Raw genomic sequence first — 25,925 nt, forward strand, 5'->3', positions numbered from 1 at the left:
ACAGGACGCACCCGATGTGTCCTCGTGGAGCGCCATGCCCAAGGCCCGATACAAGACGCTGGTGGACCGGCTCGCGGCGGAGATCCGCGCCGGTGACCTGCCGCCCGGCACGCGTTTGCCGACGCACCGTCAGCTTGCCGAGCGCGAGGGCTTCGCGCTGGTCACCGCGACGCGCGTCTACGCCGAGCTCGAGGCGATGGGCCTGATCAGCGGCGAGACCGGCCGCGGCACCTTCGTCAAGGAGACCGCCCTGCCGCCCGGCCAGGGCGTGGACCTGGACGCGGTGGCGACGGACATGGTCGACCTGAGCTTCAACTACCCATCGCTGCCCGGGCAGGCGGAGCTGCTGCGCGGTGCGCTGCGCCAGCTCGCCGGCGCGGGCGGGCTGGAAACGCTGCTGCGATACCAGCCCCATGGCGGCCGGCCGCTGGACCGCGCCGCGATCGCGCGGCATCTGCCGCGTCGCGGCATGACGGTCGGCGGTGAACAGGTCCTGGTCGTGGACGGCGCTCAGCACGGCCTGGCGGTAACGGCGATGGCGCTGCTGCAGCCCGGCGACGTGGTGGCGGCCGATGCGCTCACCTACCCGGGCTTCCGGCTGCTGGCGGAGATGCATCGGCTGGAGCTGGTGCCGGTGCCCGCGGCGGGCCAGGGGCCCGACCTGGACGCGCTGGAGGCGCTGTGCCGCAAGCGGCGCGTGAAGGCGATCTACACGATGCCGACGCTGAACAACCCGCTCGGCTGGGTGATGGGCCTGAAGCGGCGGCGCGAGCTGGTCGTGATCGCGCGCCGGCACGGCTTGCTGGTCATCGAGGACGGCGCCTATGCCTACCTCGCCGAGGATCCGCCGCCACCGCTGGCGATGCTCGCGCCGGAGCTGACCGTGCATGTCTCGGGTTTCTCGAAGAGCGTCGCGGCGGGGCTGCGGGTCGGCTTCGTCGTCGCGCCGACGGCATGGGTGCCGAAGCTGGAGCGCGCCATCCGCGCCACCACCTGGAACACGCCGGGCGTCATGACCGCCATCACCACCGGCTGGCTGGAAGACGGCACCGTCGCGCGGCTCGAAGTCGAGAAGCGCCGGGACGCGACGCTGCGGCAGCGCCTGGCGGCCGAGATGCTCGGCCCGCTCCAGCGCGTGGGGCATCCGGCGTCGTATTTCGTCTGGCTGCCGCTGGGCGAGGACGTGCGCGCCGATCAGGTCGCCATGGCGCTGAGCCGCGAGCGCGTATCCGTGTCGACGGCCGAGCCCTTCGCCACCACGCGGCCCGTGCCGCATGCGATCCGGCTGGCGTTGGGGTCGGTCGACCTGGCCGCGTTGCGGGAGGGACTGGTCAAGGTGCGGGAGGTGATTGAGGCAAGGACGTATTGAGCCGGCTCAGCCCGGCTGCCGATACACCAGCACCTTCAGCGCCCGCTCCTCCGACGCATCGGCGAAGACGGCGGGGTTGGCGACACGTTCGACGAACGCCAGCTCTGGCGCCTCCTGCGCGACGGTCTCTCGCAGGAAGTCGCTGCCCAGCTTCGGCGTGTTGAGGCAGACCAACGCATGGCCGCCCGGCGCCAGCAGCTCGGGCAACCGGCGCACGAGCCGCGCGTAGTCCTTGGTCGCGACGAAGCTGCCCTTCTGATAGCTGGGCGGGTCCATCACGACGAGGTCGTAGGGCCCGCCACGGCGGATCTTTCCCCAGGAGTTGAAGATGTCGTGGGCATGGAAGGCCACCTGGGCCTGCACACCATTGAGCTGATGATTGCGCCGCCCGGTGCCGAGCGGGCCGCGCGCCATGTCGTAGTTCTCCACCTCGCCCGCGCCGGCCTGCCGCGCGACGACCGAAAACGCGCAGGTGTAGGCGAACAGGTTGAGCACCTTGCCGCCCGGATTTCGCGCGGCCCAGCGCCGCACCCAGCGGCGGCCTTCGGCCATGTCGAGGAAGAAGCCGTGGTTCTGCCCATGGGCCAGATGGACGAGGAAACGCGCGCCGTCCTCCTCGACGACGTGTTCCTCGGGGATGGCGCCGGCCATGACGCGGTTGGTCGGGCGGTTCTCGTCGCGATGCTGGAAGACCCAGTTCAGCGGCTCGCCCGGGGCGATCTGCGCCCAGCGTGCGGCGAGGGCGTCACCGATGCGGGCCAGTTCCTCCTCGGCCACGGGGGCGAAGCTGGTCAGCAGCCAGACCGGCGGGAAGACGTCCAGCGACCATTGCTCGCAGCCCGGGTGCAGGCCACCCCGCCCATGGAAGACGCGGCAGGCGTCGGTGGGTCGGGCAAGCGTGGCGATGACGTCGAGGAGCGGCTGCATGGGGGACTCGCGGAAGGGGCGCCAGTGTAGACAGGCGGCCAGGGCCCGGGCGGCGGGGCGTCATGTCGTCGACAGCCGAAGGCGGGAAGATGGCCGTCGCACAAAGGCAAGGCGCCTGTGGTCCGGGCGACTCGTTCACCCCAGTAAGAGGGGTCGCTCCTCCGCCCCGCCTTCTTTACAGTCCAGCTCCAACAGAAAAGAACCAGATTGATCAGGGAGGGCGGCATGGCAACCCATGCACGCGGAATCGCTTTGCACCGCGTTTTGTACCGCGCTTTGCACCGTGTCTCGCACGGCGGCTCGACGGGCCGTCTCACGCTGACGGCCATCGCGACGGCGCTGCTGCTATCGCCATTGACGGCCGTTCGCGCGCAGCAGGTCTACAAATGGGTCGATGCCGAGGGCCGCGTCCATTATTCGGAGCGCAAGCCGGTCGATCCGGCGGTCAAGCCCGCCGAGATCAAGCCGCCCCCGCCTCCGCCGCCACAACCCGTGCCCGCGCCCAAGCCGCCGACGACGACGCAGGTCCGGCCGCACGCCCCCGTCGATCCGGGGTTTCATCACCCGACCGGCAAGAAGGTCCCGGAGTCCCTCTCCGCGGGTTTGAATCCCGAGACGGACGCCTACCGCTGCGCGCTGGCGAAGGATGTGCTCAGCGGCGCGGTGGTGCATGGCAACCGAAAACCGACGGACGACTACGACCGCGCCACCGCGCACGGCGACATCAAGCTGTTCTGCAAGTAGGCGAATCTCCGGTCGGCGCGACGCGCGCCGTGGCGGGCCAACAAGCGCCAACAAGCGCCACAGGACTTGACACAGCTTTACCGCCGAAGCCCTTCAAGCGCCGGCCGGCGTGTGCGACGCTGGCGGCTCCACTTCACGGGAGTCCCGAGATGAAAGCAGTTCTGGGCGCCATGGCTGGCGCCGTGATCGCAGCCCTCGCGCTGACCGCGTTGCCGGCGCACGCGCAGGAGGGCAAGGCCGCGCAGAAGCTCGAGGAACGCTTCGCCGCCGCCGACAAGGACCACGACGGCAAGCTCACCAAGGCCGAGGCGCAAGCCGGCATGCCGCGGGTGGCCAAGCACTTCGACGAGATCGACACGCAGAAGACCGGCGCCGTGACGCTGGAGCAGGTCAAGCAATTCGCGGCGGCGCAGATGAAGGACCGGAAGAAGTAGGCCGCGAAGCGGAAGTTCTCCTCGATGCAGCGCCGCGATGGTCAGGATGTCATCGCGGCGCTGCTACGCTTGCTGCCCGCATCAGAAGGCGCGCGCCATCGCGGCGAAGCGCTTCGCGGGATCACACGTGATGAATGAGGCCCTGCAAGAGTCCGTCACCGCGTGCAAGAACGACGCACCTCCGGCGCCTTCGTCGCCGGACGGTCGCAGCAAGCAGGGAGAACCATGTCATTCACGTCCACCGATCTATCGCCCTACAGCAGCCACCTGATCGTCCAATCGCCGACGCCCACGGCGGACCGGGACCTCGACCTGATGTCGCTGCTGCTGCTCATCATGGAGGTGGTCGAGTCCACCATCACGCTGCCTCGCACCGTGACGCGCAAGGCCAAGGAGCCCGGCGTGCTGGCGGCAAGCCACCTGGTCGATTTCTGGGACACGCCCGGCGGCGCGCGAAGCGTCGGCTGCGTCTACGTGGAGCACCGTCCGGTCGGATGGCTGCCCGCCGCGGCGGACAAGGACCAGTTGCATCACCTGGTCATCGTGACGACGAATCGCGACGGCCTGACGCTGGTCACGCTGACCGACGCGGAACACCGCGAAGCGATCATCGCCCGCTTCAAGTCCGGCTACTTCACGCCCTGGCGCCCCTTGCCCAAGGAGCTGCTGATCCAGGCCTTCGTCGCCGCGCGCAAGATGAAGACGCTCTGGCTCTCGGGCGCGCATCGCAGCACCACCGTCAAGCCTAGCGCCAAGATCATCTCGGGACCGGACCTGCGCGACGCCATCGATCCGATGGGCGACTCGACCTACCTCGCCGGCGCCGTGCGCTCGGAGGCCGCCGGCGTCAGCCTCGGCAACTCCTCTGCCTGGATCGGCCCCAACGGCGACCGCCACGCGCTCGATGCACGGACCGACGGGGTGTTCCAGGCCATCGCCGATGCCGTCAAGGCGACGCCGCCGCAGGACATGGCGGTGCATGCCGGCCTGGCCAGGCGCATCAGCGATGTCAGCCTGGCCACGGACTGTTATCACGTCGAGATGGCCTCCCCCGAGACGCTGTCGAGCGGCCAGGGCTTGGCGAGCGACCTGGCCGCCCGATTCAGCGTCGAGTTGGGCAAGGCGACCGTCGTGAAGGGGAAACCGACCTGTGCATTCACCGCGGAGGTCACGCACCTCGCCGACGGTGCCTCCGCGGTGACTGCCATCGCACCGACCGTCCACGACGAGCGCGTGAGCTTCGTCATCGCCCAGCCACCCGCTGAACCCTTCGCCGCCTGGACCCGGGCGATCGAGGGCAACTCATCGCTGCTGCGTGTGTTCTACAACTCCGGGCACACGATTTCCGACGGCGCGCTCGCCGAGGCCCGCACCCAGGACCGGCCGTTCGACGCGTTCGAGTTCGCCGACTTCAGCGGCTACAAGGTCACCCAGGAGAAGCCGCCAGGAACGACCTTGCGGCTCGACCGGATGATGACGGTCAAGGATCAGAGCCTCTTCAAGTGGATCTTCAAGGAGGGGCTGCCGCGGCTCAAGCTGGGGGCGCCTGCGCCGGGGCGGTGCTGGCTCTTCTGCGACGACGGATCCAGCGAGGTGGCCGACTTCGTGCATCTGGACACGAGGGGCCCGACGAAAACACTGACCCTGTTCCACGCCAAGGGCGCCAACAGCGCCAAGGCCAGCCGTTGCGTGGCGCCTGGCCCCTATGAGCTGGTGTCGGCGCAGGCCACGAAGAATCTGCGCGCGTTCGACGCCAAGGACCTGCTGGGGCGCGTCCAGCATCGCCTGGAGAAGAAGGGCAAGGAGCGGGTGTGGGACCACCCGTGGGCCGTGAACGCGCCTGCGATCGCCGACGCGCAGCCCATGATCGATGCGCTGGAGACACTGGGCATGGACTTCGCCTGCCGGGTCGTCATCGTCCAGCCGCACGTGCTCAAGTCCAAGTACATCGCCAGCGACGGCACCATCAGCGGCACCGTGGGCGCACGCCAGTTGCGCGCGCTGCTGTCAGGCGTCGAGTCGCTGGCCAAGGCCGTGTCGGCGAAGCTGACGGTGGTGACGGACCAACGCTAGCGACCGCGGGGCCTGGCCGGCTCGCGCGGCCCCGCGGCGACCGACGTCAGGGGGTCGCGATCGGCTTGCTCACATCCCTCTCGAACCACTTGGTCGAGATCTTCGCGTAGGTCCCGTCGGCCATCAGGTCGGCGAGGGCCTTGTCGATGGCGGTCTTGAAGTTGGGGCTGCCCTTGCGGAAGGGGATGGCGTTGGTCGCGGCCTTGCCGATGGGGGCGCCGGCCTTGATGGGCAGCTTGGTCTTTTCCTTCAGGTAGGGGATCAGCAGGCTGTCGTTGAGCGCCACGTCGATGCGGCCGGTGGCCAGGTCCTGCAGGTACTCGGTCGCGCCGGGATAGGTGCGGACCTCGGCGCCGTCGAAGCTCTTGGCCAGGTCGGCGAAGTTGCTGCCCTGCCCCACGCCGATCTTCTTGCCCTTGAGGTCCGCCGGCGTGCGCAGCGTGCGGGTCTCGTTGGCGCGGACGATCAACTGCGGATAGGACATGACATACGGCGCGCTGAAGTCGAAGGTCTTGCGGCGCTCGTCGGTGGCGGCCACCTGGTTGACGATCACGTCGTACTTGCCGGACTGCAGGCCGGCCAGGATGCCGCTCCACTCGGTGGTGGTGAACTCCGGCTTCACGCCCAGCTTGCCGGCGATGGCCTTGGCGATGTCGACGTCGAAACCCGTCAACTGCCCCTTCTCGTCCTTGAAGTTGAAGGGCGGGTAGGTGCCCTCGACCGCCACGCGCAAGGTGCCGCGCGCCTTGACGTCGTCGAGTAGATCGGCCGCCTGCGCGGCCAGGGACACGCCGGCCAGCAGCGCGGCCGCGAGGAGGGAGGTGCGAATGTGCTTCATGGAACCCTCTGGGACGGAGAAGGGATCGATGTTGCCACCTTCGGCACAACCGCGCGTCATATGGATATGCGCGGCGGCACGGGTGGCACGGGCGACGCCGAGTGCGCTGGCAGATAGGAGTGCAGGAGTGCGGGAGCGCCAGCGTGCGCGGGGTTGGCGCCGCGGCTGGGCGGGTCGCGTCCCCAAGTTGTGTGATGACGAAGGCCATCGCGCGACCTAAGGTTTCACGCTGACCCGCGCGGCACGGGCATCCCCTTGACGAGGCTCGCCGGCGCGATGTGTCTTCCCGGGAGTCTTCATGGACTGGATCGCGACGAGGCGGCTCGGCCTGGGCATCGCCTGCCTGGTGCTGCTCGCCGGAGAGGCGGGCGCCGCCGCGCCGCCGCCTGATAACAAGGCCCCGAGCCCCACGCAGCACGCGGCTCCAAACCCCGACCAGAGCCCCTCGCGGAACCCGTCGCTGAGCCCGGCCCAGAACGCGGCCCAGAACCCGGCTCAGAACCCCGTTCAAAGCGCCGCCCCGCAGTCCGGCAAGGGCGGATCGCCCACCCCGGATCAGAAGGCCGGCGTCGGCCCCTCATCCACGTCGACCGAGCCGATCGGCGCGGTGCAACCGTCCCCGAACCGTTCGACCGCGGCCCGCGGCACGGTGTCCGACTTCGTGGTCAAGGCCTCGATCGTCGATGTCGCGCCGATTCCCCTGGCGGATGGCGACATCTTCGCGGTCTCCGCGGAGGTCTTCACCTCGGCGCCCACCAGCCTGCGCACCCTGCACGCGCAGTTGGGCGTGCTGGTCGACGGGCAGCCCGCCTCGGCCATCACGCTGCCGTCGGCCACGACCACCTCGTCGGACGCGTACTTCGTGTCGTCGCCCTCGACGAACGCCACGTCGCCGCAGTCGGGCAGCTTCGGCAAGCCGGCCACGAGCGACTACTCCCACGTCGTGACGTTGCAGGTGCGAGCCCCCAAGGGCATGGCGCCCCGCTCGGGCGGCACGGTCACGATCTCGCTGTACAGCCAGGCGGACGGTCGCGTGATCGCGGTGAAGGCGCTCACGACACCTGTCGTGGGGCCCGTCGTCCAGGGGCCGGAAACACCCTGGTATCTGCGCTACCTGTCGCAGGGCATCGCGGGGACGTCGATCCTGGTGGCGATGATCGCCTTGTGGTCCAGCCGGACCCGCGTGCGCGAGGCCGACCGGCTGGAGGACGCCTACAAGCGCGAGCGGGAGGAGGACCTGCTCAAGCGCACGGAGCAGGAGCTGGAGATCCAGGCCGAGATGGACGCGGCGCGGCGGGCGATGCCGTCCACCGCGAGCGGCGAGCGCCATGCCATCGCCGATCTGGCGCCCACGCTGCCGGTGCTGCCGCGCGACGTCGAGGACGCCGCGACCGAGGGGCGGCTGGCGGTGGTGCTGGGCTCGGGCGTGTCCGCGCAGGCCGGCCTGCCCACCAGCCACGTCCTGTGCGAACGCGTGCTCACGGCGCTGCGCCGCCAGCGCGTGCTGCCCGCGGCCGATGCCGAGATGCTGCGGGAGCTGCTGGCGCGCTCCGGCCCCTACCTGCTGAACGAGGCCCTGCTCACGCGCCTGCCGCGGCGCCAGATCTGCCAATTGCTGCAGCAGGAGCTGACGGTGGGCCGCGCGGACAGCGCGCTGCACGACCACCTGCTGCGGCTGGGCGCGCAGGGCGTGTTCATCGATCTCACCTGGGACGACTCCGCGCCGCGTGCCTTCGCGCGCGCCGGCGCGCGGGTCTTCACGCTCAGCGACGCGGAGGGACTGTCCTCGGCGCTGCGGGAGCGGCAGTTGTGCGTCTTCAAGCCGTTCGGCATGGCGAGCAAGCCGGAGTCCCTCTGCCTGACGCTGCAGGAGCTGCGGCGCCAGCTCGACCGCAATCCCGAGTACGGCCGCCTGCTCGCCTCGTTCTTCTCCACGCACAGCGCGCTGTTCCTGGGCTCGCACCTGCGGTCGATCGAGGAATTCCTCAAGGCGCTGCCGCCGCTGGAGGCCTCGTCCAAGCGCCAGAACGTGGCCGTCGTCGCCAAGGAGCTGGACGAGCACCTGTGGGAGCTGGGCACCGGCGCGTCGTTCGGGATCAAGCTGGCCAGCTTCGTGCCCACGCGCGATTTCTCGGCCCTGCCGGAGGTCATCGGCAAGCTGGCGGACGCGGTGAGCGCGCGGGCCCGCGACCGGTCCGCGGGCTTCATCCAGCCGGTGCTGCGCAAAGTGCGGCTGCACAACATCGGTGTCTTCGAGGACATCGAGATCGACATCAACGAGGACTGGACCGTCTTCCTCGGCATGAACGGCGGCGGCAAGTCGACCATCCTCAAGGCCATCGCGCTGGCGATGTTCGGCACCGACGACCGGACGGCCCGCCCGGCGCAGCGCCTGCTGCGCAAGTCGGCCAACGCGGGCCGCGTGACGCTGGACTTCGAGAAGGACTCGATCACCACCGAGCTGATCCGCACGCCGGACGGCGTGATCGTGAAGGGCTCGCCCAACTCGCCGCTGCTGCTGCGGCGCATGCTGGTGCTGGGCTTCCCGGTGCTGCGCGGCGTGACGCTGGCCAATCCCAAGGGTCCGCGCGCACTGGCGGCGCTGGAGCCGTCGGTCAACGACGTGGAGCCGCTGCTCACCGGCGTGACGGACAGCCGGCTGGACGACATCAAGCAATGGCTGCTGAACATCATGGTGGCCGCCAAGGACGGCGTGGCGCGCGATCAGAAGATGCTGGAAACGGTCAGGAAGATCGTCTCGGCGATGCTGCCCGGGGAAGGCGTGGCGCTGCAGGACTACGACCCGCAGAGCTTCGAGGTGCTGGTGTCGACGCCGGCGGGGCCGGTGGAGTTCGACTCGCTGAGCCAGGGCATGGGATCGATCTTCAACTGGGTCGGCATCCTGGTGCGTCGGCTCTACGACATCTACCCCAAGTCCAGCCACCCCGAGAAGGAGCACGCGCTGGTGCTGATCGACGAGCTGGACGCCCACCTGCATCCGGAGTGGCAACGCCGGCTGGTGACGCTGACGAAGCAGGAGTTCCCGAACGCGCAGATCGTGGCGACGACGCACTCGGCCTTGCTGGTCGGGGCATTGGCGCCGGCGGAGATCCGCATGGTGGAGCGGGATCCGGAGTCCAGGCGCGTGCTGGTCCGCAATCCGGAGATCAACCTGACCGGCCAGCGCGTCGACGAGATCCTGACCAGTGCGCTCTTCGCGATGGATACGACGCGCAACCTGGAGGCGGAGAACACCATCAACAACTATTTCCGGCTGTACGAGCGCCAGGCCTTCCTGTCGCCGGAGGAACTGGCGGAGCTGGCGCAGTGGCAGGAGAAGTTCGATCGCCTCAACTATGGCCGGCCGCCCGCGCGGACCGTGCCGCCCCTGGTGGCGCCCACCGGTGATCCGATCAACGACGTCATGAACCGCGTGCTGGGACGGTCGGGCGGGCGGCCGGCGTCCTCCGGCGCCGCGGATCGGCCAGCCGCCGACGAGAGCAGGGAGTGACCATGCCAGGCACATGCAGAACCGCGCCGAACGGCGATGCCGACTGGGAAGACTGGCTGCGGCGCTGCGCCGCCGCGCTGAAGGACCTGGTGACCAACCGATCGCAGGGCGTGAAGACGGACATCCGGGGCGACGTCTACAAGGGGGCGATCCCGTTCCTGATGACGCTCACGCACAACCGCTGCGCCTACTGCGAGGCGAAGATCTATCAATCGCCGCCCGAGCTGGAGCACTACCGGCCCAAGGGCCGCATCGCCAATGCCGGCATCAAGGCCGACGGCGAGGAGCATCCCGGCTACTGGTGGCTGGCCTACGAGTGGGCCAACATGCTGCCGTCCTGCATCGACTGCAATCGCGTCCGCAAGCATGGCGCGGACAAGGAGCTCGCGGGCAAGGGGGACAACTTCCCGCTCAAGGACGAAGGCCGCCGTGCCTGGTCACCCGACGACCCCATCGACGCCGAGGAGCCGCTGCTGCTGGACCCGCTGCGCCCCGGCTTCGCGTGGGACGAGCACTTCGCCTTCAACTTCGACGGCACGATCCAGGCAAAGAGCGAGCACGGCGCGGAGACCATCCGCATCCTGGGGCTGAACCGGCGCGAGCTGCTGCTGGAGCAGCGACGTCAGCGCATCGACGACGCGGTGGAGCGGATGAGCACCTACCTGCAGAGCCGCATCACGCGAGCGCCGTTCGCCCAGGCCAAGCTGCGGGCGCTGGAGGAGATGTGGGAGGGGGACTCCGACTTCGGATCGTTCACGCAACGCGCGTTGCATGCCTACGTCGACGAACTGGCCACGGAAGGCGTGCAGGTGCGCTTTCCGCCGGAGCCCTGACGGAGAGAGCCGCCAGATCCACTGCGAAGCAACTCCTGCCCGATGAGAGCAGCGCAGTCGCCCTCCGAATCGATTTCAGGTCAACGCTATCCGGGAGTTCTCGTAAATGGGCGCGAGGTCGGCGAGCGAGACGTGACCTTGACAGAGGAAGATCAGCGACAGATAGCAATAGCAGAACAGGAACGTCCACGACGACGAGGAAACGGACTCGCCATCCGCGAACACGCTGTTGAGGCGCGTGGCGGCGTTGCCATGTGCCGCCGCATTGCGGGAGGCGTACAGCAGCGCCAGGATCTGAAAGCGCACCCATTCGGCATCGGCCTCGAACACGTCGCCAGGCTGACCGGAACCCAGCACGTAGCTCTGAATTTCCTGCTGAATGATCAGCCCGGTCGCGTGAACGAGCTTTCTTGCCTTGTCCGCGTTCGCGCCCGCGATGCCGTAGTCGATCTCCGTTCGATTTGCCTTCTCCGACACGTTGCAGAGTTGCGCGTACTTGGCGCCGGTGGAGGACGCGATCCTCGCGTGCAAGACTGGGAAGTTCTTCTTGAAGCTCTTGTAGGACGACGGGATGAGCAATGTGCGCACGACGGCTGCAGTTCCAGCGTTGGTCGTGTTGTGCGTCTCGACGGCAATGCCGCGAAGAACGTAGGCGGCCACGAAATGGAGGTTCTTGTCCGTGGCCGAAGCCGTGTAGTTCTTCAGCAGCTCGAAGACGGTGATCTGTGCCGGCCCGCCAGCGACAGCCGGCAGCGGGATGACGTTGTTCAAGCGACCCGCGATCGCGTCGGCGACGTTCTTGATGCTGCGACTGTCGGTGAGCTGATCGCTACCTCCCGCGGGCCCGCTCAGATAGAGGTCGTTGTACGCGTTGTTTGTCGCGGACCACAGCGCATTGAACGCGAGGTCGGGTCGCCGCGGCAGTTGCGAGTACGCATCGAGCAGGCTGGTGGCCGCGACGTAGGGGATGTTCTGCGGTGTCGCCCAGCCGGCCGGGTCGAGGTGCCGGAACTGCTGATGCCACCCATATCGGGCATGCCCGATGGGGAGCATCTGTGCCTGGTGTCGCTCCGGCGAATAGGCCGTCACCAGATTCTTCAGGATGTCCAGTTTTTGCTGCGTGGCTGCGTTGTTGTTGGGCGTGGTCGCCATAGGAGTCGGTTTCCCTGCTTGCTTGTCATGAGTCGCCGCCGCGAAGACCACAGGGCCGTCGGCAGTGGCGGTCAGCAGCATGCCGGACAGGCATAGGTGCGTCACTTCGGGGATCACACCAATCGCCCAACGGGGAGTTTCATGCCGCTGTCGCCACGGTCGGGAGCGATGCCTTCCGCAGGGCAGGATCCATTGTCCAGTCTCTCCCGGCTGACGGAACCTGACGCGTCACCGATTCTTGCGCCCCAATCGAGGCGATTCTCCCGGCGCCGACCGATACCTAGAGTCCAAAACACGTCGCCGAACACGGCGGCGGTTTTTCAACTTATCGACATGGGTGAAGTGATGAGAGAACTGACGTCGCAGGAACTGGAGCTTGTCTCCGGCGGAGACAGCTGGGCCGGTACCCCGGAAGGCCGCGCGCCCTACGTGGGCAGGTTTACGCAATGCATGATCGATTCGGTGGGATGGTCGCAAGGGCGAGCCGAATGGGCGGGGGCGTACTGCGGGGCGAAGCTGATGTATGAGGCATTGACCTGGTGATACTGATCCCGCGTGAGATGCGCCACCAAGGGACAGGGCGCTCGCGCCCTGTCATTGCTCGTTGAATGCGCTCAAATGGCTCTTCATGACGATCGAACACCAGAACAGCCACTCGACCAGCGACACAGCGGTTTTCGCCTCCCGCGAGGAGTCGCCATACGAGAAGAGAATTCAGACGGCGAGAGCACGTCGCGAGACGAGAGTCCAGAAGTTTCTGACGACTGCCTCGGAGAGGTCGAAGCAGGAGTTCGTCGAAGCCCTGCTTGACTTGAACTCGATGCTGCTTCGTTACGCCGTGGTCTCGGAGCGTCTCCTCGTCTTCATCGATAACAACGTCATTCAGGACATCCTCAAACACGAACGGGAGAACGAGCCCGTTCGGCGAACACGGTTTCATGCGCTCTTGGCGTTGCTGATGCTGGCGGAGGACTTCTACCAATTCGACATCTTCGCGTGCGTGAGCCCGGCGGTGTTCTACGAAGCAGCGGGACGAGGTTCACGCGGAATCACCGAGACTTATCAGGAAGTCGTCGATGCGATTGCCGGCACCGGCCTTGCAATGCATGCCGTGGGCTTCGAGAGCCTCGACGTGTTGCCCGAGATCTTCGAACGGATCCGCGCTGATGAATCGAGCATCCGCGGAGCCTTGGACAAGATCAAGCGCACGTCCTGGAGACACGATTTCGCGCCGACATGGGGAGCCGGCATGAGAATCCCGTTCAGCGTGGCGGAGGAGTCATGCCCCGAGGTGCATCTGAACTACTTCAGCGCGTGGCACGTGAAGTTCCTGCTCATGCACATCATCGAGCGGCGCATGTTCGATGAGAACGAACAGAACAAGGCCGCTCGCAAGCTGATGTTGAAGCCATCGGAAAGGGCGTTCTCGATCCTCAAGTCCAAGGGCGAAGGGGTCGAAGGCCTGGGGGACATCGAGCTTCTGACGCACTGCGACCTGGGGAATCAAACACTGCGACGCTCGCCCTCGATCACCATGGGCGTCACCTTCGACAGGAGCCTTCGTGATGCCCTGCTGAAACGAGCCACTGTACGAAGTCAGATGTCGGCGAGAGGCGGCGTCGACGATCCGGCGGACAGCGCCTTCCGATTCACGCACATGCTGCGGAGTTCCCAGCGTCGGGCCGAGAAGAGCAAACAAAGAATGCAGGAGTACGACGCGCTCCTCGGGGACTTCTTTCAGTGGATGGGCAAGCATCTCCTCTCCACGGAGAAGGGCTGATGGCTTTGGGCTCAGGTTCGGCCGCGCCCTCTTCCCTTCACTTGACCTCAGCGGGTGTCGCCCCGTGAATTAAGCAACGATGGGGGCACTCCTCACCGTCCACTCGACCCCATGAAACGGCGGTGAGTTCCGGATACTCCCGGCACAACTTCAGGGAGAGCCGAATGGCCAGAAGAAAAAGGACCTCGCCCGCCGAGGATCTACTCAATGTCTTCGCGTTGCTGCCGTGGTGGTTGTGCGTCGTGCTGGCGGCGGTCAGCTACGTCGGTCTACACGCGGTGGCCTCCCGGCCTGCGCTCAAGCCACAGGTCGGCGTTGATCCCATGTCGCAGCTGACCTCCCTGGTAACCGGGGCTGGACTCCAGGGGCTTGCCACGGTTGGCCAGTACGCGTTGCCCATCCTGTTGCTTGCCGCGGCGGTGATGTCCGTGGTGCGGCGAAGGGCTCGCCGACAGTTGGTCGAGCAAACGGCTCGAGGCCAGGATGCCGCGGCCATCGATGGCATGACCTGGCACCAGTTTGAATTGCTCGTGGGGGAAGGATTCAGGCAACAGGGCTACATCGTCACCGAGCTCGGTGGAAGCGGTCCCGATGGCGGCGTTGATCTCGTGCTTCGTCGTCCTGGGAAGAACGGCAGCGAGACATTCCTCGTGCAGTGCAAGCAGTGGAAGGCCTACCAGGTCGGCGTGGACGTCGTGCGCGAGCTGTATGGCGTGATGGCGGCAAAGGGCGCGGCGGGCGGCTTCGTGGTGACGTCGGGGACGTTCACCCAGGAAGCCATGGCATTTGCAGACGGGCGGAACGTGCAGCTTGTTGATGGGCCGAAGTTGCAGGAGCTTCTGGCGGCGGGGAAGATCGTTCCTAGAAGCACTCCCCGCCCTACACCGCCGGCATCTCCCGAGCTGACCACGATGGTCGTTTGCCCGGCTTGCTCGCATCCCATGGTCCGGCGTGTGGCCAAGCATGGCCCGAATGCGGGGCAAGCGTTTTATGGGTGCTCGACGTATCCGGTTTGCAAGGGGACGCGGCCGGCTTGATGGGGACGCTTGTCGGCCTCAAGGAACAGTTCAGCGATGCCAGGTTAGCTATCGGCGTCTTCGATGCGTCGAGGGGCAGCCAGGTACATGTCGAGCATCAACTGCTCTGTTTCATCACGTAGTCGAACGCCGACTGGCCCAAGCCTTTGACCGCATCGAAGGTCAGCTGCAAGCCCTTCTCCTTAGCCGTGGTCTTAATGCGCTCCCACATCGGCCGACTGCGCAGCGTGTCTAGCAAGTCATGGCCCTGCCATGTCAACTCCGGCGACAAAATCGCGGGCCCAGTCATTGGGCCGGCGTCAATCGCTTCAATGAAACCGGCCGTCCACAGCAGCAACGCATGTTCGCTCTTGCCTTGGTCGTCGGCAACACCTCCGACTCAGTAGCCGAATGGGCTGCGCTCGGATGCAGTTAGCGTCTCCACCTTTATCAGCAGGTCGCAGATCACGTCCCGGTTGCGTTTCCTGCACCCTCCCAGGCTGGTATCAAGTGGTAGGCCGTACAGGACTTGAACCTGTGACCAAAGGATTATGAGTCCTCTGCTCTAACCAACTGAGCTAACGGCCCCCTGGGGGTAATACGTGTTTGCGAAACCTGGCGGGATCGCGTTCCGGCCTTGCACCGAAGCGGCGGATTCTACTTCTGCGACAGCGCGTTGCTGACCATCCGCGACGTGATGTCCACGATCTCGATCATCCGGTCGTACGCCATCCGCGTCGGCCCGATCACTCCGAGCGTCCCCACCACCTGCCCATCCACTTCGTAGTTCGCCGACACCACCGACAGCTCCTCCACCGGCACCATCTGACTCTCCCCCCCGATGTAGATCCGCACCCCTTCCGCGCGCGACGACACATCCAGCAGCCGCATCAACTGCGTCTTCTGCTCGAAGAGATCGAACATCCGGCGCAGGCTGCCCATGTCGTGGTTGAAGTCCTGAATGGTCAGCAGGTTCCGCTCCCCGCTGATGATCACCGCCTCCTGCTCCCGCATGCCTTGCGGGCCGACATCCACCGCCGCGCTCATCAGCGCCGCGATCTCGCCGCGCAGGGCGTCGACCTCCGTCCTCAGCCGGTCCCGCACCACGTCCAGGCTCATCCCCGAGTAATGCGCGTTCAGCCGGTTGCTGGCCTCCGTCAGGTCACCCTGCGTCAGGTCCTGCGCCGTGAACACCAACCGGTTCTGCACGTCCCCATCCGGCGATACCATGATCACCAGCACCCGGCGATCACCGAGCCGCAGGAACTCGATGTGGTGGAACACCGCGCTCTTGCGCGGCGACGTCACCACCCCCACGAAACTCGACAGGTTGGACAGCAGTTGCGCCGCGTTGGCGATCACGCGCTGCGGCTGGTCGGGCAGCAGCTGGCTTTCGAAAGAGCTGGCCGTGTCCCGCGGCAGACCCGGCTTGGCGGTCAGCAAGGTGTCGACGAAGAGCCGGTAGCCGCGCGCCGTCGGGATCCGCCCAGCGCTGGTGTGCGGGCTGGCGATCAGCCCCAGCTCTTCCAGGTCGGCCATCACGTTGCGGATGGTCGCGGGGCTCAGCTCCAGGCCCGAAGCGCGCGAGAGCGTGCGCGACCCCACCGGCTGGCCGTCGGCGATGTACCTCTCCACCAGAGCCTTGAGCAGTAATTTCGCGCGGTCGTCGAGCATGTTTTTCATTCTAGTGACCCCCGCCGGCTCCCTCTGCCGACACCCCTGTCCGGTCACATCGCTGTGGTGTAATTCCGCGCTATGTCCAAGCGCTTCCGTCATGTGGCGATCGTCGGAAAACCCCAGTCGCGGGGAATCCGCCCCATCCTGGAGGAGATTGCCGAATTTGTCGCCTCCCTGGGATTGGATGTTTCCCTGGAACAGGAGACGGCCGAGAGCACCGGCATCACCAACCTGCCCGCCCTGAGCCACGCGGAACTGGGCCTGCAGTGCGACCTGGCGATCGTCATCGGCGGCGACGGCACCATGCTCGGCTTCGCCCGCCAGGTCGCCCGCCACGGCCTGCCCCTGGTCGGCATCAACCAGGGCCGCCTGGGGTTCATCACCGACATCTCCGCCGACCAGTACAAGGAGGCCCTCGCCTCCATCCTCGCCGGCGACTACGAGATCGAGCACCGCTCCCTGCTCGAAGGCGCCGTCATCCGTGACGGCGAGCAGATCTTCTCCGGCGTCGCCCTCAACGACGTCGTCGTCTCCCGCGGCGCCACCGCCGCCATGGTCGAGCTGCGCGTCGACGTGGGCGAGGAATTCGTCGCCAACATGCGCGCCGACGGCGTCATCGTCGGCACGCCCACCGGCTCCACCGCCTACGCGCTGTCGGCCGGCGGCCCCATCCTGCACCCCGGCATCGGCGGCTGGGTGCTGCTGCCCATCGCCTCGCACGCGCTGTCCAACCGCCCCATCGTGCTGCCCGACAACGGCGAGGTCCGCCTCACCATCGTCGCCGGCCGGGACGCCAGCGTGAACTTCGACATGCAGTCCCTGGCCAGCCTGCTGCACGGCGACTGCATCACCGTGCGCCGCTCCCAGCACCGCGCACCGTTCCTGCACCCGCGCGGCTGGAGCTACTACGCCACGCTGCGCCGCAAGCTGCGCTGGAACGAGGGGACGAACTGATGCTGCGCCGACTGAGCCTCAAGGACTTCGTCATCGTCCCCACGCTCGAACTCGACTTCGCCGCCGGCTTCTCCGCCCTCACCGGTGAAACCGGCGCCGGCAAGTCCATCCTGATCGACGCGCTGCAACTGGCGCTCGGCTCCCGCGGCGAGGCCGCCGTGGTGCGCGAGGGCGCCACCCGCGCCGAGATCTCCGCCGAGTTCGACCGCCCCGCCGCCCTCGCCCACTGGCTGGAGGAAGCCGGCTTCGAATCGTCCGCCGAGCATCACGCCGACCACCCCGACACGCTGCTGCTGCGTCGCGTCATCGACGCGCAAGGCAAGAGCCGCGCGTGGATCAACGGCGGCGCCGCCACCGTCGCGCAGTTGCGGGAACTGGCCGAGCACCTGCTCGACATCCACGGCCAGCACGCCTGGCAAGGCTTGACCCGCCCGGCCAGCGTGCGCGAGCTGCTGGACAGCTTCGCCCAGATCGACGCCAGGCCGCTGGCCGCCGCCCATGCCGCCTGGCGCCAGGCCAGCGAGGCCTTGGCCGCCGCGCAATCGAAGCAGGCCGACCTGGCCCGCGAGCATGAACGCCTGAGCTGGCAGATCGCCGAGATCAACCGCCTCGCGCCCGCCGCCGACGAGTGGGACGAGCTCAACGCCGAGCACTCGCGCCTGTCGCATGCGCAGTCGCTGATGGACGCCACGCGCGGCGCGCTGGAACGCATCGCCGATGCCGAGATCAACGCCCAGGCGCTGATCGATGAGGCGCTGTCCGCGCTGCACGACGTGCTGGCCTACGACGCCGGCCTGCAGGACACCGTCAACGCGCTGCAGGGCGCGCAGGCGCAGTTGCAGGACGCCGCCCACAGCCTGAGCGCCTACCTGCACGCGGCGGATCTCGACCCCGAGCGCCTGCAGCAACTCGACGAGCGCCTGTCCGCGTGGGTCACGCTGGCGCGCCGTTATCGCCGCCAGCCGGTGGACCTGCCGGCGCTGCATCAGGAATGGAAGGCCGAGCTCGCGCAGCTCGATGCCGCCACCGACCTCGACGGCCTGCAGGCGAAACAGGCCGCGGCGTTGAAGGCGTTCCAGAAGGAAGCGAAGCTGGTCGGCGCGGCCCGCGCGAAGGCGGCGCCGGCGCTGTCCGGCGCGGTGTCGCAGGCGATGCAGCAGTTGGGCATGTCCGGCGGGCGCTTCGAGGTCGCGCTGTTGCCGCAGGACGAGCCGCAGAGCTTCGGGCTCGAATCCGCCGAGTTCCTCGTCGCCGGTCACGCCGGTAGCACGCCCCGGCCGCTGGCCAAGGTCGCGTCCGGCGGCGAGCTGTCGCGCATCGCACTGGCCATCGCCGTCACGACCAGCCAGCGCAACAGCGGCGCCGGCACGTTGATCTTCGACGAGATCGACGCCGGTGTCGGCGGCGCCGTCGCGGAGACCGTCGGCCGGCTCATGAAGCAGCTCGGCCAACGCGCCCAGGTGCTGGCCGTCACGCACCTGCCGCAGGTCGCCGCCTGCGCGGACCACCACTTCCTCGTCGCCAAGGCGCTCAAGGACGGCAAGACCAATTCCGACGTCCGCCCCATCGCCGGCGAGGCCCGCACCGCGGAGATCGCTCGCATGCTCGGCGGCGAGCGCCTGTCGTCGACCAGCCTGGCGCATGCCCGGGAAATGCTCGACCTGTCTGCCCGCGCCGCGCCCCAGCCCGCCGACACGGGCCCCCGCGGCAAGAAAGTGAAACCATGAACGCGCCCGACCCGACGATGACGCCGGGCTCCCTTCCCGCCCAGGACAGCGCCTCGCCCACGACGCCATCCCCGATCACGACCGAGCCCGAAGCCACCAGCGCGACCCCGGGGGACCACCCGGCCGCGACCGCGGCGAAGGGCAGCGACGTGGTGCTGGTCACGGGCATGTCCGGCGGCGGCAAGTCGATCGCGATGCATGCGCTGGAGGACGCCGGTTTCTTCTGCGTCGACAACCTGCCGCCCGAACTGCTGCCGCAGTTCCTGGAGCTCGAGAAACGCCGCGGCTGGCGCCGGGTCGCGATCGCGGTCGACGTGCGCAGCGCCGGCTCGCTGCCGCAACTGCTGCTGCACATCAAGGAGATGCGCCAGACCGGCATCTCGCTGCGCTCCATCTTCCTGGACGCCGACAACGACACGCTGCTGCGCCGCTTCTCCGAGACCCGCCGCCCTCACCCGCTGCGCGTGGGCACCGAGGACAGCGACACGCACCGCGCGCTGCAGGAAGCGATCGCGCTGGAGCGCGAGCTGCTGACGCCGCTGCGCATGGAGTCCACCGTCATCGACAGCAGCCAGCTCCGCCCCGCGCAATTGCGCGCCTGGGTGCGCGACCTGGTGCGCGCGAGCGGTTCGTCGCTGACGCTGGTCTTCGAGTCCTTCGCCTTCAAGCACGGCGTGCCCAGCGACGCGGACTTCGTCTTCGACGTTCGCGTGCTGCCCAATCCGTATTACGACCGCGAGCTGCGCCCGCTCACCGGACGCGATGCCCCGGTGGCCGCCTACCTGGAAGTGCAGCCCGAGGTGCGGCTGATGCTCAGCCAGATCGGCGCCTTCATCGCGCAATGGCTGCCGAACTTCGGCCAGGACCAGCGGAGCTACCTGACCGTCGCGATCGGTTGCACCGGCGGGCAGCATCGATCCGTCTACCTCGTGGAGACGCTGGCCAAGCAGTTCGCCTTCCACGGCCAGGTACTCAAGCGACATCGGGAACTCGACGCACGCTGAAGCAGGCCGCGTTCAGCACGTCGGATTTGCAGGCGGCACCGTTTATGGGTGACGCGTCACGGTGCAGGTGACCACTGACCGGCTTTCCATCCGTGGAGGTCGTCGTGTCCTGCTTCCCCCTGCTCTCGCTGTTCCGCTCCTCCGGTGTCTATTGCGTTCCCGAAGCGGCCTTGAGGCGTGCTTCGCCTTTCTCCGCGCGCAACAAGTTCGATGGGCAGCATCAGCCGCGCGCGTTCTCGATCCTGCGGGAGATCGAGCGGACCTTGGGCCAACCGACAACACGCCAGGGCCGCGCGCTCCTGAACGACGTGGAGCGCCACCTGTGCGCCGACGCACTCGGCGCCACGCATGCGGCGCTGCGCAAGCTACCGCCTCTGTCCCGCCTGCAAGGATGGCTGGACGAGGCGCGCTTCGATCTCCGCGTCAATCCGCGCGCGGCCGATCAATTCCGCGAGGATCAGGCGATGCTGGCGGACTTCCGCCGGCGCCACGGGGTCCCGGACGAGTCGACCGTCGGCCGGGCCTGCGATCAGTTGTGGGCCGAGATCGATCGTGCCCTGTCGCCGCCGGCGTCCATCGCATCGGCGAAAACCTGCCGCGCGCTGCGGCAGCGCATGGACGCGATGATGGCGCGGCTGGTCCAGTTCGTCGGGCATCGTGACGCGCTCATCCAGGCCCGACTGGATCTGGCCCCCTGCCTCCAGGCCGTTCGGCGCGTCGCGGGTCAGCCGTCGGGCGTCACGTCGGCGGACATGCTTGATGTCGTCCGTCCATACGAAGCGATCCAGCGCCGGCTGAACGATCTGGCGACGGCCGTCCACCGCGAGGATTACGCGGCGATCCAGAAGTCCGTCCCGGACATCGCGCGTCGCAGGACAGCGCTACGCAATCGCCTGATCCAGCTGGGCTGCCCGCCGGAAGTACGGCAGTCGCCGGATTCCCGTCCGCCGGCGCCACAAGCACAAGCGCTGACTGAGCGGCGCACGGCGCTCACCATGACGGAGCGGGATTGCCGCGTCGTCTTCGCCAACGCGCCCTGCGACGCGGGCGACGAGATCTTCCAGCGACTTCACGCGCTGACCGCCAGGCTCGATCGGCTGGACAAACTCATGCCGTGCGACCTCGATCGGCGCCTGGCGCGCTTCGACGAGGACCTCGCCGTCCTGCGCGGCGAAGCTGTCGACCTCGGACACATCGCCAGCCGTCTGCCGACGCCCTGGCTTCGCCGATGACGCACAGCGCTGGTACGGCGGCACCGACGCGACGTCGGCGCCCCGGTCAGGCGGCGCGTCCCGCGCCGTCCTGTCCCTGGGCCTGCAACGCCTGCTGCTCGATCTCTTGCGCCTGGTTGTAAAGCAGGATGCCCAGCACCACCGACGCGAACGGCACCAGCAGCACCATCGCCACCATCCACCAGAACACGCCGCGTCCGGCGCGCTTCAGCGCCAGGCCCATGTACACCCAGTGCGCGCAACACGCGGCGAACAGGCCGATGCTGAACATCGTCGCCCGCGCCGAATCCACGTCCTCGGCCCCGGCCGTGTCGCTGATCAGGAACCACAGGCACACGCCGCCGACGAGCAGCGCGATGAAGGCGGATTCCAATGCGCTCTTGAGGGCGGCGGCGGGCCCCGGCACGGCGGCGTTCGACATGATGTCCCTGACGGTCGGAGGAGCCGCGGCGCGGCGATCGCGCGAGCATAGCGGAGCGGACGAACAGGACCAGAGGATTTCCGCGTCGGGACTGATCCTTGGGAGGCCTGTCGGTTGGCCCGAGTGCACAGACGGACAACACCCTGACGCGCGCCTGCCGCGGAAAACCCGCGACTGAAGGGTGCCGGTCTTCTCCGGCGCTCGCGATGCCGGATCCCCGATCGACATGGCGAGTCCGTCCTGACGAATCCCCTTCCCACGATGACTTTGCACACCAGTCTCTCGTCCACGTCCTTTCCCGGACTCGGCCCCTCGATGGTGCCCGACGACAGCGCCGCCCCCGCACGCGCGCCGACAGCCGCCGAACACCGCTTCGGCCTTTCCGCCAACGAGCAACGGCGGCTTGCCGTCACGCTGGCGGGCATCGACGCCATGATCGGCACGCCGTCGAACGCGCGTGCCCGCGCGCTGCGGGACGACGTCTTGAGCGCGCAACGCGCCCTCCACGCCCGAGACAACGACATGGCGTTTCCTCATGCGAGGCTGCCCGCCTTGCTCGCCACGCCCGAGGACGCTTCAGCGGTGCAGGAGCGCATCCGATTCAATCCAGACTTCCACTCGACTCTCGGCGCGGCGCTGAAGAAGGACGTCGAGCGACTGCGGGAGTTCACGACAGTTCATCTGCCCGGCCTATCCGAACGACATCCGCTGCGCAAGGAACTCGCCACGATCGCGACTCGCGCCGATCAGTTGCTCGCCACCCCGCGGGCCGGCGATGCCCGCGCGTTGAAGGGCCTGCACGAACGAATGGCCCGATGGGCCGGACAAGCGAATCACCACGCGCTGCAGGTCGCCAGACTCGATCACCTCGAACGCGAGGGCGCGGTGATGGAAGCGACCGTCTCGATTCTGCTGCGCCAGAAGGTCACGGATCCCGACACGGCACGATCGCTGGACGATAGCGTGGCGGTCGTGTCGGAACAGCATCGACTCGCGCTGCGGGCGTGGGCCGGGCATGCGCCCGAGGCGGCCGACAAGGCGCTCGCCATCGCCTACAAGCGCTTGCACGAAGGATGTGAGCAACTCGTCGGCCTGGGGTTCAAGACAGCGATGCCGCCCTTCGTCCACGAGATGCCGGCGTTGCGCGTGAATCCGCCTGGGGCGCCGCCGGATCTCGATGCGATCGCGTCCTCGGGCGCTCGCCACTCGCCGCCCGCACCCGAGCCCGCGACCTCGCACTCGCCCAGACGGTGGCTGAGCCGCGCCGGGGCCGAAGGCGCTCGACTCTGCCACCGGCTGCGCGACGCGTTCTGCGCGGGCGACTCCGCGCCGAAGCCCCTGTCCGGCACGATGTCGCCAGTCCCCTGCACGGAATCGGTGCTCGCCGCCGGCCGGCGCCAATTGATCGACGCGGTGGCGCAGGTGGTGGCGCGCGACCTGCCCGGCCTGCCCAAGGACTGTGCCCTCGGCCGGAGCATGGAGGCCCTGGTCCAGGGCAGCCGACCCGGAACCCGGGTGCCCCCGCGGTCCGTCGAAGGAAATGCCTATGACGACATCGTCGCCCTCGCGGAACGCCTCCTCCCATGTATCGAGCTCTGGGCCTTTTGCCAGGGCATCGAGAAAGCGATCTCCATCCTGGAACGGGAGCGGATCCCCCAAGACGGCGATACCCCCGGTCTGGCCCGGTGGCGTCGGCATTCCCTGGGCGATCGCATTGCCCATTTGCAGGTCGACCTGGCGGCTTGCCTCGCCGCGATCGGGAACGAGGAGCATCAACTGGCGTGGTCCCGGTTGGACTCGCTGACAGGGCAACTGCAGCAGCTCGACATCGATCTCACCCCGTTCGGCCAACCGGTGGATGGTCGACTGATCAAGCACCTCCCGCCGCCTGCCGATCCGACGCCGCGGTCGTCGGCGGCACGAAGCATGGCGCATCGCGCCGAGTGGTTGCGGGTAAGTCCGACCGATCAGCTACGTCCGCAATGGGAAAGTCTCGCGGCGCGGCAGGAGGCGCTCGCACGGCAGGCGTTGATTCTCGAGCGCTTGCGGCTGCCCGATTACACGCAGCGTGTCGGCGCGCTGCTTCATGCGTCGAATCGCCTGATAGGCATCGCCACCAAGTCCATGGCCCCGTTCAAGCGCTCGCATCTCCCGCCGGACGGAACGCCGGACAGAGCGCTCAGTCCAGCAGCTTCTTCAGCGGCGCCGGCAAGGCGTATTCGCCGAGACGCTCCCGCGTGACCCACACGCCCTCGCCGGCCGGCCGAGCGGCCTGCGACAGCAGCGCGCGGCGCGGATGCAGCAGCCAGTCGAAGTGCGTCAGCACGTGCTTCACTTGCGGCAGCGGTTCCGGCGACGCCACGCCGAGCGCGGCGCTCTGCGCCGTCAACGCGGCCTCGTCGTCGAACAGGGGCAGCGTCCACAGCCCGCCCCAAACGCCTTCCGGCGGACGCTGCTGCAGCCAGATGCGCCCCTCGTGCTCCAGCCACAGCCACCAGCTCTCGCGGCTGCCGCGCTTGAGCTTCTTCGTCTTGATCGGGTACCGCGTCGGCTCGCCCTCGGCCAGCCCGGCGCACAGTGCCGACACCGGACACAGGAGGCATTGCGGGCTGCGTGTGGCGCACAGGCTCGCGCCCAGGTCCATCAGGCCTTGCGTGTAGGCCGGCATGTCGTCAGGGGAAGACGGCAGCAGTTCCTCGGCCTGGCGCCACAGGCGCTTCTCCTGCGCGGACGAGGACAGGTCGCCGTCGAAGGCCAGCAGCCGCCCGAGCACGCGCTTCACGTTGCCGTCCAGGATCGCCACCCGCTCACCGAAGCAGAACGACGAGATCGCCGCCGCCGTGGAGCGCCCGATGCCGGGCAGCTCGGCCAGCTCCGCCGCGCCGCGCGGGAACGCGCCGCCGTGGCGCTCGACCACCGCCTGCGCGCACTTGTGCAGGTTGCGCGCCCGGCTGTAATAACCCAGCCCGGCCCACGCGGCCATCACCTCGTCCGCCGGCGCCGCCGCCAGCGCGGCCACGTCGGGAAAACGCTCCAGGAAGCGCCGGTAGTAGCCCAGCACCGTCGTGACCTGCGTCTGCTGCAGCATGATTTCCGACAGCCACACGCGGTACGGATCGCGCGTGTTCTGCCACGGCAGGTCGTGCCGCCCCTCGCGCCGCTGCCAGGCCAACAGCAGGGGCGAGAAGTCGTCGCGCAGGGCGCGCACGCGGGCGTGCAGGTCGTCGTCGGTCATGGGGTGTCCTGGGCGCGCGCGGCCGCCTGGGTGTGGTCTCTTGATCTCGTGATCGCTTGAATGGTGGGGCGCTCGCAGGGCCGGTGCCTCGGCGCCTCAGCGCTTCTGGCAGGCGGGGCAGAAGAACGTCGACCGCTGCCCCTGCACGATGCGCCGGATCGGCGTGCCGCAGGTGCGGCAAGGCTCGCCCTCGCGGCCGTAGACACGCGCCTGCATCTGGAAGCTGCCCGCCACGCCGTGCGCGTCCTTGAAGTCGCGCAGCGTGCTGCCGCCGGCTTCCAGCGCCTCGCCCAGCACCTGCCGCAGCGCGCCGGCCAGCCTGTCCGCGCGCGGCTTGCTGATCTTGCCGGCGGCCATGCGGGGATCGATGCCGGCCATGAACAGCGCCTCGCACGCATAGATGTTGCCCGCGCCCACGACCACATCGCCCGCCAGCACCGCCTGCTTGATCGCGACGCGCCGGCCCTTGAAGCGCTCATGCAGATGCGCGCCGTGGAAGTCGATGTCGAAGGGCTCCAGCCCAATGCGCGCCAGCAGCTTGGCCGCGGGCTCGACGTCCAGGCCCTCCGACCACACCACCGCGCCGAAGCGCCGCGGATCGGTCAGCCGCAGCACGCCGCGATCGGTCACCAGCTCGAAATGGTCGTGCGGTCCGGCCGCCGGCGGCAACTCGCGGAACGCCAGCGAGCCCGACATGCCCAGGTGCATCAGCAGGCCGCCGTCCGGCTCCCTCGCGCCGGCGGCGGCGACCCCGCCGTCCGTCGGCGCGTCGAGCGGCACCCACAGGTACTTGCCCCGTCGCAGCGTCTGCCCGACACGGCGCCCGACCAGGCGCTGCGCCGCGATGCCCAGCGGCCATCGCAGCGGCTTGCCCATCTTGACGGCCAGGACTCGGGCGCCGGCGATGGCCTGGGCAAAACTCCGTCGTGTAACTTCAACTTCCGGTAACTCGGGCATCCCGGGATCATAGGCCGGGCGCCTCCTAGAATGGTCCGGTT

22 protein-coding genes and 1 tRNA gene are annotated in these 25,925 nt (G+C 68.2%); 14 read left to right on the forward strand and 9 right to left on the reverse strand.

Going from position 1 to position 25,925, the window contains the following annotated elements:
* Positions 1 to 34: 34 nt before the first annotated feature.
* The gene (locus CDN99_RS05210) at positions 35 to 1,369 is read left to right on the forward strand and encodes an aminotransferase-like domain-containing protein (RefSeq protein WP_088383145.1); all 1,335 of its coding nucleotides are present in this window, start codon (positions 35 to 37) and stop codon (positions 1,367 to 1,369) included.
* Positions 1,370 to 1,375: 6 nt separating this feature from the next.
* Here the strand turns inward: CDN99_RS05210 and CDN99_RS05215 are convergent, their stop codons facing one another.
* A complete protein-coding gene (locus CDN99_RS05215; RefSeq protein ID WP_088383147.1) occupies positions 1,376 to 2,296 on the reverse strand; it encodes a class I SAM-dependent methyltransferase in 921 nt (306 codons plus the stop codon).
* Between the two features lie 207 nt (positions 2,297 to 2,503).
* Here CDN99_RS05215 and CDN99_RS05220 point away from each other — a divergent pair, with 207 nt between their 5' ends.
* From CDN99_RS05220 to CDN99_RS05230, 3 genes are all read left to right on the forward strand, one after another.
* A complete protein-coding gene (locus CDN99_RS05220) occupies positions 2,504 to 3,040 on the forward strand; it encodes a DUF4124 domain-containing protein (protein ID WP_141100644.1) in 537 nt (178 codons plus the stop codon).
* A gap of 149 nt (positions 3,041 to 3,189) precedes the next feature.
* Positions 3,190 to 3,474 carry an EF-hand domain-containing protein gene (locus CDN99_RS05225; protein ID WP_088383151.1) on the forward strand — a complete coding sequence of 95 codons (285 nt, stop codon included), beginning with the start codon at positions 3,190 to 3,192 and terminating at the stop codon, positions 3,472 to 3,474.
* A gap of 225 nt (positions 3,475 to 3,699) precedes the next feature.
* Positions 3,700 to 5,547, forward strand: coding sequence for a hypothetical protein (locus CDN99_RS05230; protein ID WP_088383153.1), 1,848 nt, complete (start codon positions 3,700 to 3,702; stop codon positions 5,545 to 5,547).
* A 46-nt stretch (positions 5,548 to 5,593) separates the two neighbouring features.
* On the opposite strand, the gene CDN99_RS05235 is transcribed toward CDN99_RS05230, so the two are convergent.
* A complete protein-coding gene (locus tag CDN99_RS05235; protein ID WP_088383155.1) occupies positions 5,594 to 6,385 on the reverse strand; it encodes a transporter substrate-binding domain-containing protein in 792 nt (263 codons plus the stop codon).
* A 298-nt stretch (positions 6,386 to 6,683) separates the two neighbouring features.
* Here CDN99_RS05235 and CDN99_RS05240 point away from each other — a divergent pair, with 298 nt between their 5' ends.
* Positions 6,684 to 9,896, forward strand: coding sequence for an AAA family ATPase (locus CDN99_RS05240; protein WP_088383157.1), 3,213 nt, complete (start codon positions 6,684 to 6,686; stop codon positions 9,894 to 9,896).
* A gap of 2 nt (positions 9,897 to 9,898) precedes the next feature.
* Positions 9,899 to 10,729 carry an HNH endonuclease family protein gene (locus CDN99_RS05245; protein WP_088383159.1) on the forward strand — a complete coding sequence of 277 codons (831 nt, stop codon included), beginning with the start codon at positions 9,899 to 9,901 and terminating at the stop codon, positions 10,727 to 10,729.
* Between the two features lie 75 nt (positions 10,730 to 10,804).
* Here the strand turns inward: CDN99_RS05245 and CDN99_RS05250 are convergent, their stop codons facing one another.
* A complete protein-coding gene (locus CDN99_RS05250; RefSeq protein ID WP_141100645.1) occupies positions 10,805 to 11,962 on the reverse strand; it encodes a hypothetical protein in 1,158 nt (385 codons plus the stop codon).
* A gap of 252 nt (positions 11,963 to 12,214) precedes the next feature.
* Here CDN99_RS05250 and CDN99_RS05255 point away from each other — a divergent pair, with 252 nt between their 5' ends.
* The 3 genes from CDN99_RS05255 (at position 12,215) to CDN99_RS05265 (ending at position 14,698) form a co-directional block, all read left to right on the forward strand.
* On the forward strand, positions 12,215 to 12,424 hold the full coding sequence (locus tag CDN99_RS05255) for a hypothetical protein (RefSeq protein ID WP_088383163.1): 210 nt from the start codon (positions 12,215 to 12,217) through the stop codon (positions 12,422 to 12,424).
* An 85-nt stretch (positions 12,425 to 12,509) separates the two neighbouring features.
* Entirely contained in the window at positions 12,510 to 13,661 is a 1,152-nt protein-coding gene (locus CDN99_RS05260) for a hypothetical protein (protein WP_088383165.1), read from the forward strand.
* Between the two features lie 164 nt (positions 13,662 to 13,825).
* Entirely contained in the window at positions 13,826 to 14,698 is an 873-nt protein-coding gene (locus CDN99_RS05265; RefSeq protein ID WP_088383167.1) for a restriction endonuclease, read from the forward strand.
* 97 nt (positions 14,699 to 14,795) lie between these two features.
* On the opposite strand, the gene CDN99_RS05270 is transcribed toward CDN99_RS05265, so the two are convergent.
* The 3 genes from CDN99_RS05270 to hrcA all read right to left on the reverse strand — a co-directional run bounded on the left by CDN99_RS05270 (position 14,796) and on the right by hrcA (position 16,351).
* Positions 14,796 to 15,035: a DUF2513 domain-containing protein gene (locus tag CDN99_RS05270; RefSeq protein WP_088383169.1), complete on the reverse strand. Its 240-nt coding sequence runs from the start codon at positions 15,033 to 15,035 to the stop codon at positions 14,796 to 14,798.
* A 153-nt stretch (positions 15,036 to 15,188) separates the two neighbouring features.
* Positions 15,189 to 15,265: transfer RNA gene (locus CDN99_RS05275), tRNA-Ile, on the reverse strand.
* A gap of 69 nt (positions 15,266 to 15,334) precedes the next feature.
* Entirely contained in the window at positions 15,335 to 16,351 is a 1,017-nt protein-coding gene (gene hrcA, locus CDN99_RS05280) for a heat-inducible transcriptional repressor HrcA (RefSeq protein WP_088383171.1), read from the reverse strand.
* An 81-nt stretch (positions 16,352 to 16,432) separates the two neighbouring features.
* On the opposite strand from hrcA, the gene CDN99_RS05285 reads away from it, so the two are divergent.
* The 4 genes from CDN99_RS05285 to CDN99_RS05300 all read left to right on the forward strand — a co-directional run bounded on the left by CDN99_RS05285 (position 16,433) and on the right by CDN99_RS05300 (position 21,271).
* Complete coding sequence (locus tag CDN99_RS05285; RefSeq protein WP_088383173.1) at positions 16,433 to 17,308, forward strand: NAD kinase; 876 nt, start codon at positions 16,433 to 16,435, stop codon at positions 17,306 to 17,308.
* Positions 17,308 to 19,035, forward strand: a complete 1,728-nt coding sequence (gene recN / locus CDN99_RS05290; protein WP_193531678.1) for a DNA repair protein RecN — start codon at positions 17,308 to 17,310, stop codon at positions 19,033 to 19,035. The genes CDN99_RS05285 and recN overlap by 1 nt, the downstream gene beginning before the upstream one ends.
* Positions 19,032 to 20,039: an RNase adapter RapZ gene (rapZ, locus tag CDN99_RS05295; RefSeq protein WP_259374708.1), complete on the forward strand. Its 1,008-nt coding sequence runs from the start codon at positions 19,032 to 19,034 to the stop codon at positions 20,037 to 20,039. Before recN ends, rapZ begins: the two co-directional genes overlap by 4 nt.
* A gap of 104 nt (positions 20,040 to 20,143) precedes the next feature.
* A complete protein-coding gene (locus CDN99_RS05300; protein ID WP_088383177.1) occupies positions 20,144 to 21,271 on the forward strand; it encodes a hypothetical protein in 1,128 nt (375 codons plus the stop codon).
* Between the two features lie 46 nt (positions 21,272 to 21,317).
* Here the strand turns inward: CDN99_RS05300 and CDN99_RS05305 are convergent, their stop codons facing one another.
* Positions 21,318 to 21,692: a hypothetical protein gene (locus CDN99_RS05305; protein ID WP_088383179.1), complete on the reverse strand. Its 375-nt coding sequence runs from the start codon at positions 21,690 to 21,692 to the stop codon at positions 21,318 to 21,320.
* Positions 21,693 to 22,007: 315 nt separating this feature from the next.
* Between CDN99_RS05305 and CDN99_RS05310 the strand changes: the two genes are divergently transcribed.
* On the forward strand, positions 22,008 to 23,933 hold the full coding sequence (locus CDN99_RS05310) for a hypothetical protein (RefSeq protein ID WP_141100646.1): 1,926 nt from the start codon (positions 22,008 to 22,010) through the stop codon (positions 23,931 to 23,933).
* Here the strand turns inward: CDN99_RS05310 and mutY are convergent.
* Both mutY and mutM read right to left on the reverse strand, forming a co-directional pair.
* A complete protein-coding gene (gene mutY, locus CDN99_RS05315; RefSeq protein ID WP_088383183.1) occupies positions 23,872 to 24,927 on the reverse strand; it encodes an A/G-specific adenine glycosylase in 1,056 nt (351 codons plus the stop codon). The genes CDN99_RS05310 and mutY overlap by 62 nt on opposite strands.
* A 96-nt stretch (positions 24,928 to 25,023) precedes the next feature.
* A complete protein-coding gene (mutM, locus tag CDN99_RS05320; protein ID WP_088383185.1) occupies positions 25,024 to 25,884 on the reverse strand; it encodes a bifunctional DNA-formamidopyrimidine glycosylase/DNA-(apurinic or apyrimidinic site) lyase in 861 nt (286 codons plus the stop codon).
* Between the last annotated feature and the right edge of the window lie 41 nt (positions 25,885 to 25,925).

The organism is Roseateles aquatilis (assembly GCF_002205645.1).
In the GTDB taxonomy this organism is placed as follows: Bacteria; Pseudomonadota; Gammaproteobacteria; order Burkholderiales; family Burkholderiaceae_C; genus Roseateles; species Roseateles aquatilis.

What these genes read in the sequence shown, in the direction of transcription:
- CDN99_RS05230 (WP_088383153.1), top strand. Translation starts at nt 3,700, where the DNA reads ATGTCATTCACGTCCACCGATCTATCGCCCTACAGCAGCCACCTGATC.
- CDN99_RS05265 (WP_088383167.1), top strand. Translation starts at nt 13,826, where the DNA reads ATGGCCAGAAGAAAAAGGACCTCGCCCGCCGAGGATCTACTCAATGTC.
- CDN99_RS05210 (WP_088383145.1), top strand. Translation starts at nt 35, where the DNA reads ATGCCCAAGGCCCGATACAAGACGCTGGTGGACCGGCTCGCGGCGGAG.
- hrcA (WP_088383171.1), bottom strand. Translation starts at nt 16,351, where the DNA reads ATGCTCGACGACCGCGCGAAATTACTGCTCAAGGCTCTGGTGGAGAGG.
- CDN99_RS05250 (WP_141100645.1), bottom strand. Translation starts at nt 11,962, where the DNA reads ATGCTGCTGACCGCCACTGCCGACGGCCCTGTGGTCTTCGCGGCGGCG.
- CDN99_RS05305 (WP_088383179.1), bottom strand. Translation starts at nt 21,692, where the DNA reads ATGTCGAACGCCGCCGTGCCGGGGCCCGCCGCCGCCCTCAAGAGCGCA.
- recN (WP_193531678.1), top strand. Translation starts at nt 17,308, where the DNA reads ATGCTGCGCCGACTGAGCCTCAAGGACTTCGTCATCGTCCCCACGCTC.
- CDN99_RS05255 (WP_088383163.1), top strand. Translation starts at nt 12,215, where the DNA reads ATGGGTGAAGTGATGAGAGAACTGACGTCGCAGGAACTGGAGCTTGTC.
- CDN99_RS05235 (WP_088383155.1), bottom strand. Translation starts at nt 6,385, where the DNA reads ATGAAGCACATTCGCACCTCCCTCCTCGCGGCCGCGCTGCTGGCCGGC.
- CDN99_RS05225 (WP_088383151.1), top strand. Translation starts at nt 3,190, where the DNA reads ATGAAAGCAGTTCTGGGCGCCATGGCTGGCGCCGTGATCGCAGCCCTC.
- CDN99_RS05285 (WP_088383173.1), top strand. Translation starts at nt 16,433, where the DNA reads ATGTCCAAGCGCTTCCGTCATGTGGCGATCGTCGGAAAACCCCAGTCG.
- CDN99_RS05215 (WP_088383147.1), bottom strand. Translation starts at nt 2,296, where the DNA reads ATGCAGCCGCTCCTCGACGTCATCGCCACGCTTGCCCGACCCACCGAC.
- CDN99_RS05245 (WP_088383159.1), top strand. Translation starts at nt 9,899, where the DNA reads ATGCCAGGCACATGCAGAACCGCGCCGAACGGCGATGCCGACTGGGAA.
- mutY (WP_088383183.1), bottom strand. Translation starts at nt 24,927, where the DNA reads ATGACCGACGACGACCTGCACGCCCGCGTGCGCGCCCTGCGCGACGAC.
- CDN99_RS05310 (WP_141100646.1), top strand. Translation starts at nt 22,008, where the DNA reads ATGGTGCCCGACGACAGCGCCGCCCCCGCACGCGCGCCGACAGCCGCC.
- CDN99_RS05240 (WP_088383157.1), top strand. Translation starts at nt 6,684, where the DNA reads ATGGACTGGATCGCGACGAGGCGGCTCGGCCTGGGCATCGCCTGCCTG.
- rapZ (WP_259374708.1), top strand. Translation starts at nt 19,032, where the DNA reads ATGAACGCGCCCGACCCGACGATGACGCCGGGCTCCCTTCCCGCCCAG.
- CDN99_RS05260 (WP_088383165.1), top strand. Translation starts at nt 12,510, where the DNA reads ATGACGATCGAACACCAGAACAGCCACTCGACCAGCGACACAGCGGTT.
- mutM (WP_088383185.1), bottom strand. Translation starts at nt 25,884, where the DNA reads ATGCCCGAGTTACCGGAAGTTGAAGTTACACGACGGAGTTTTGCCCAG.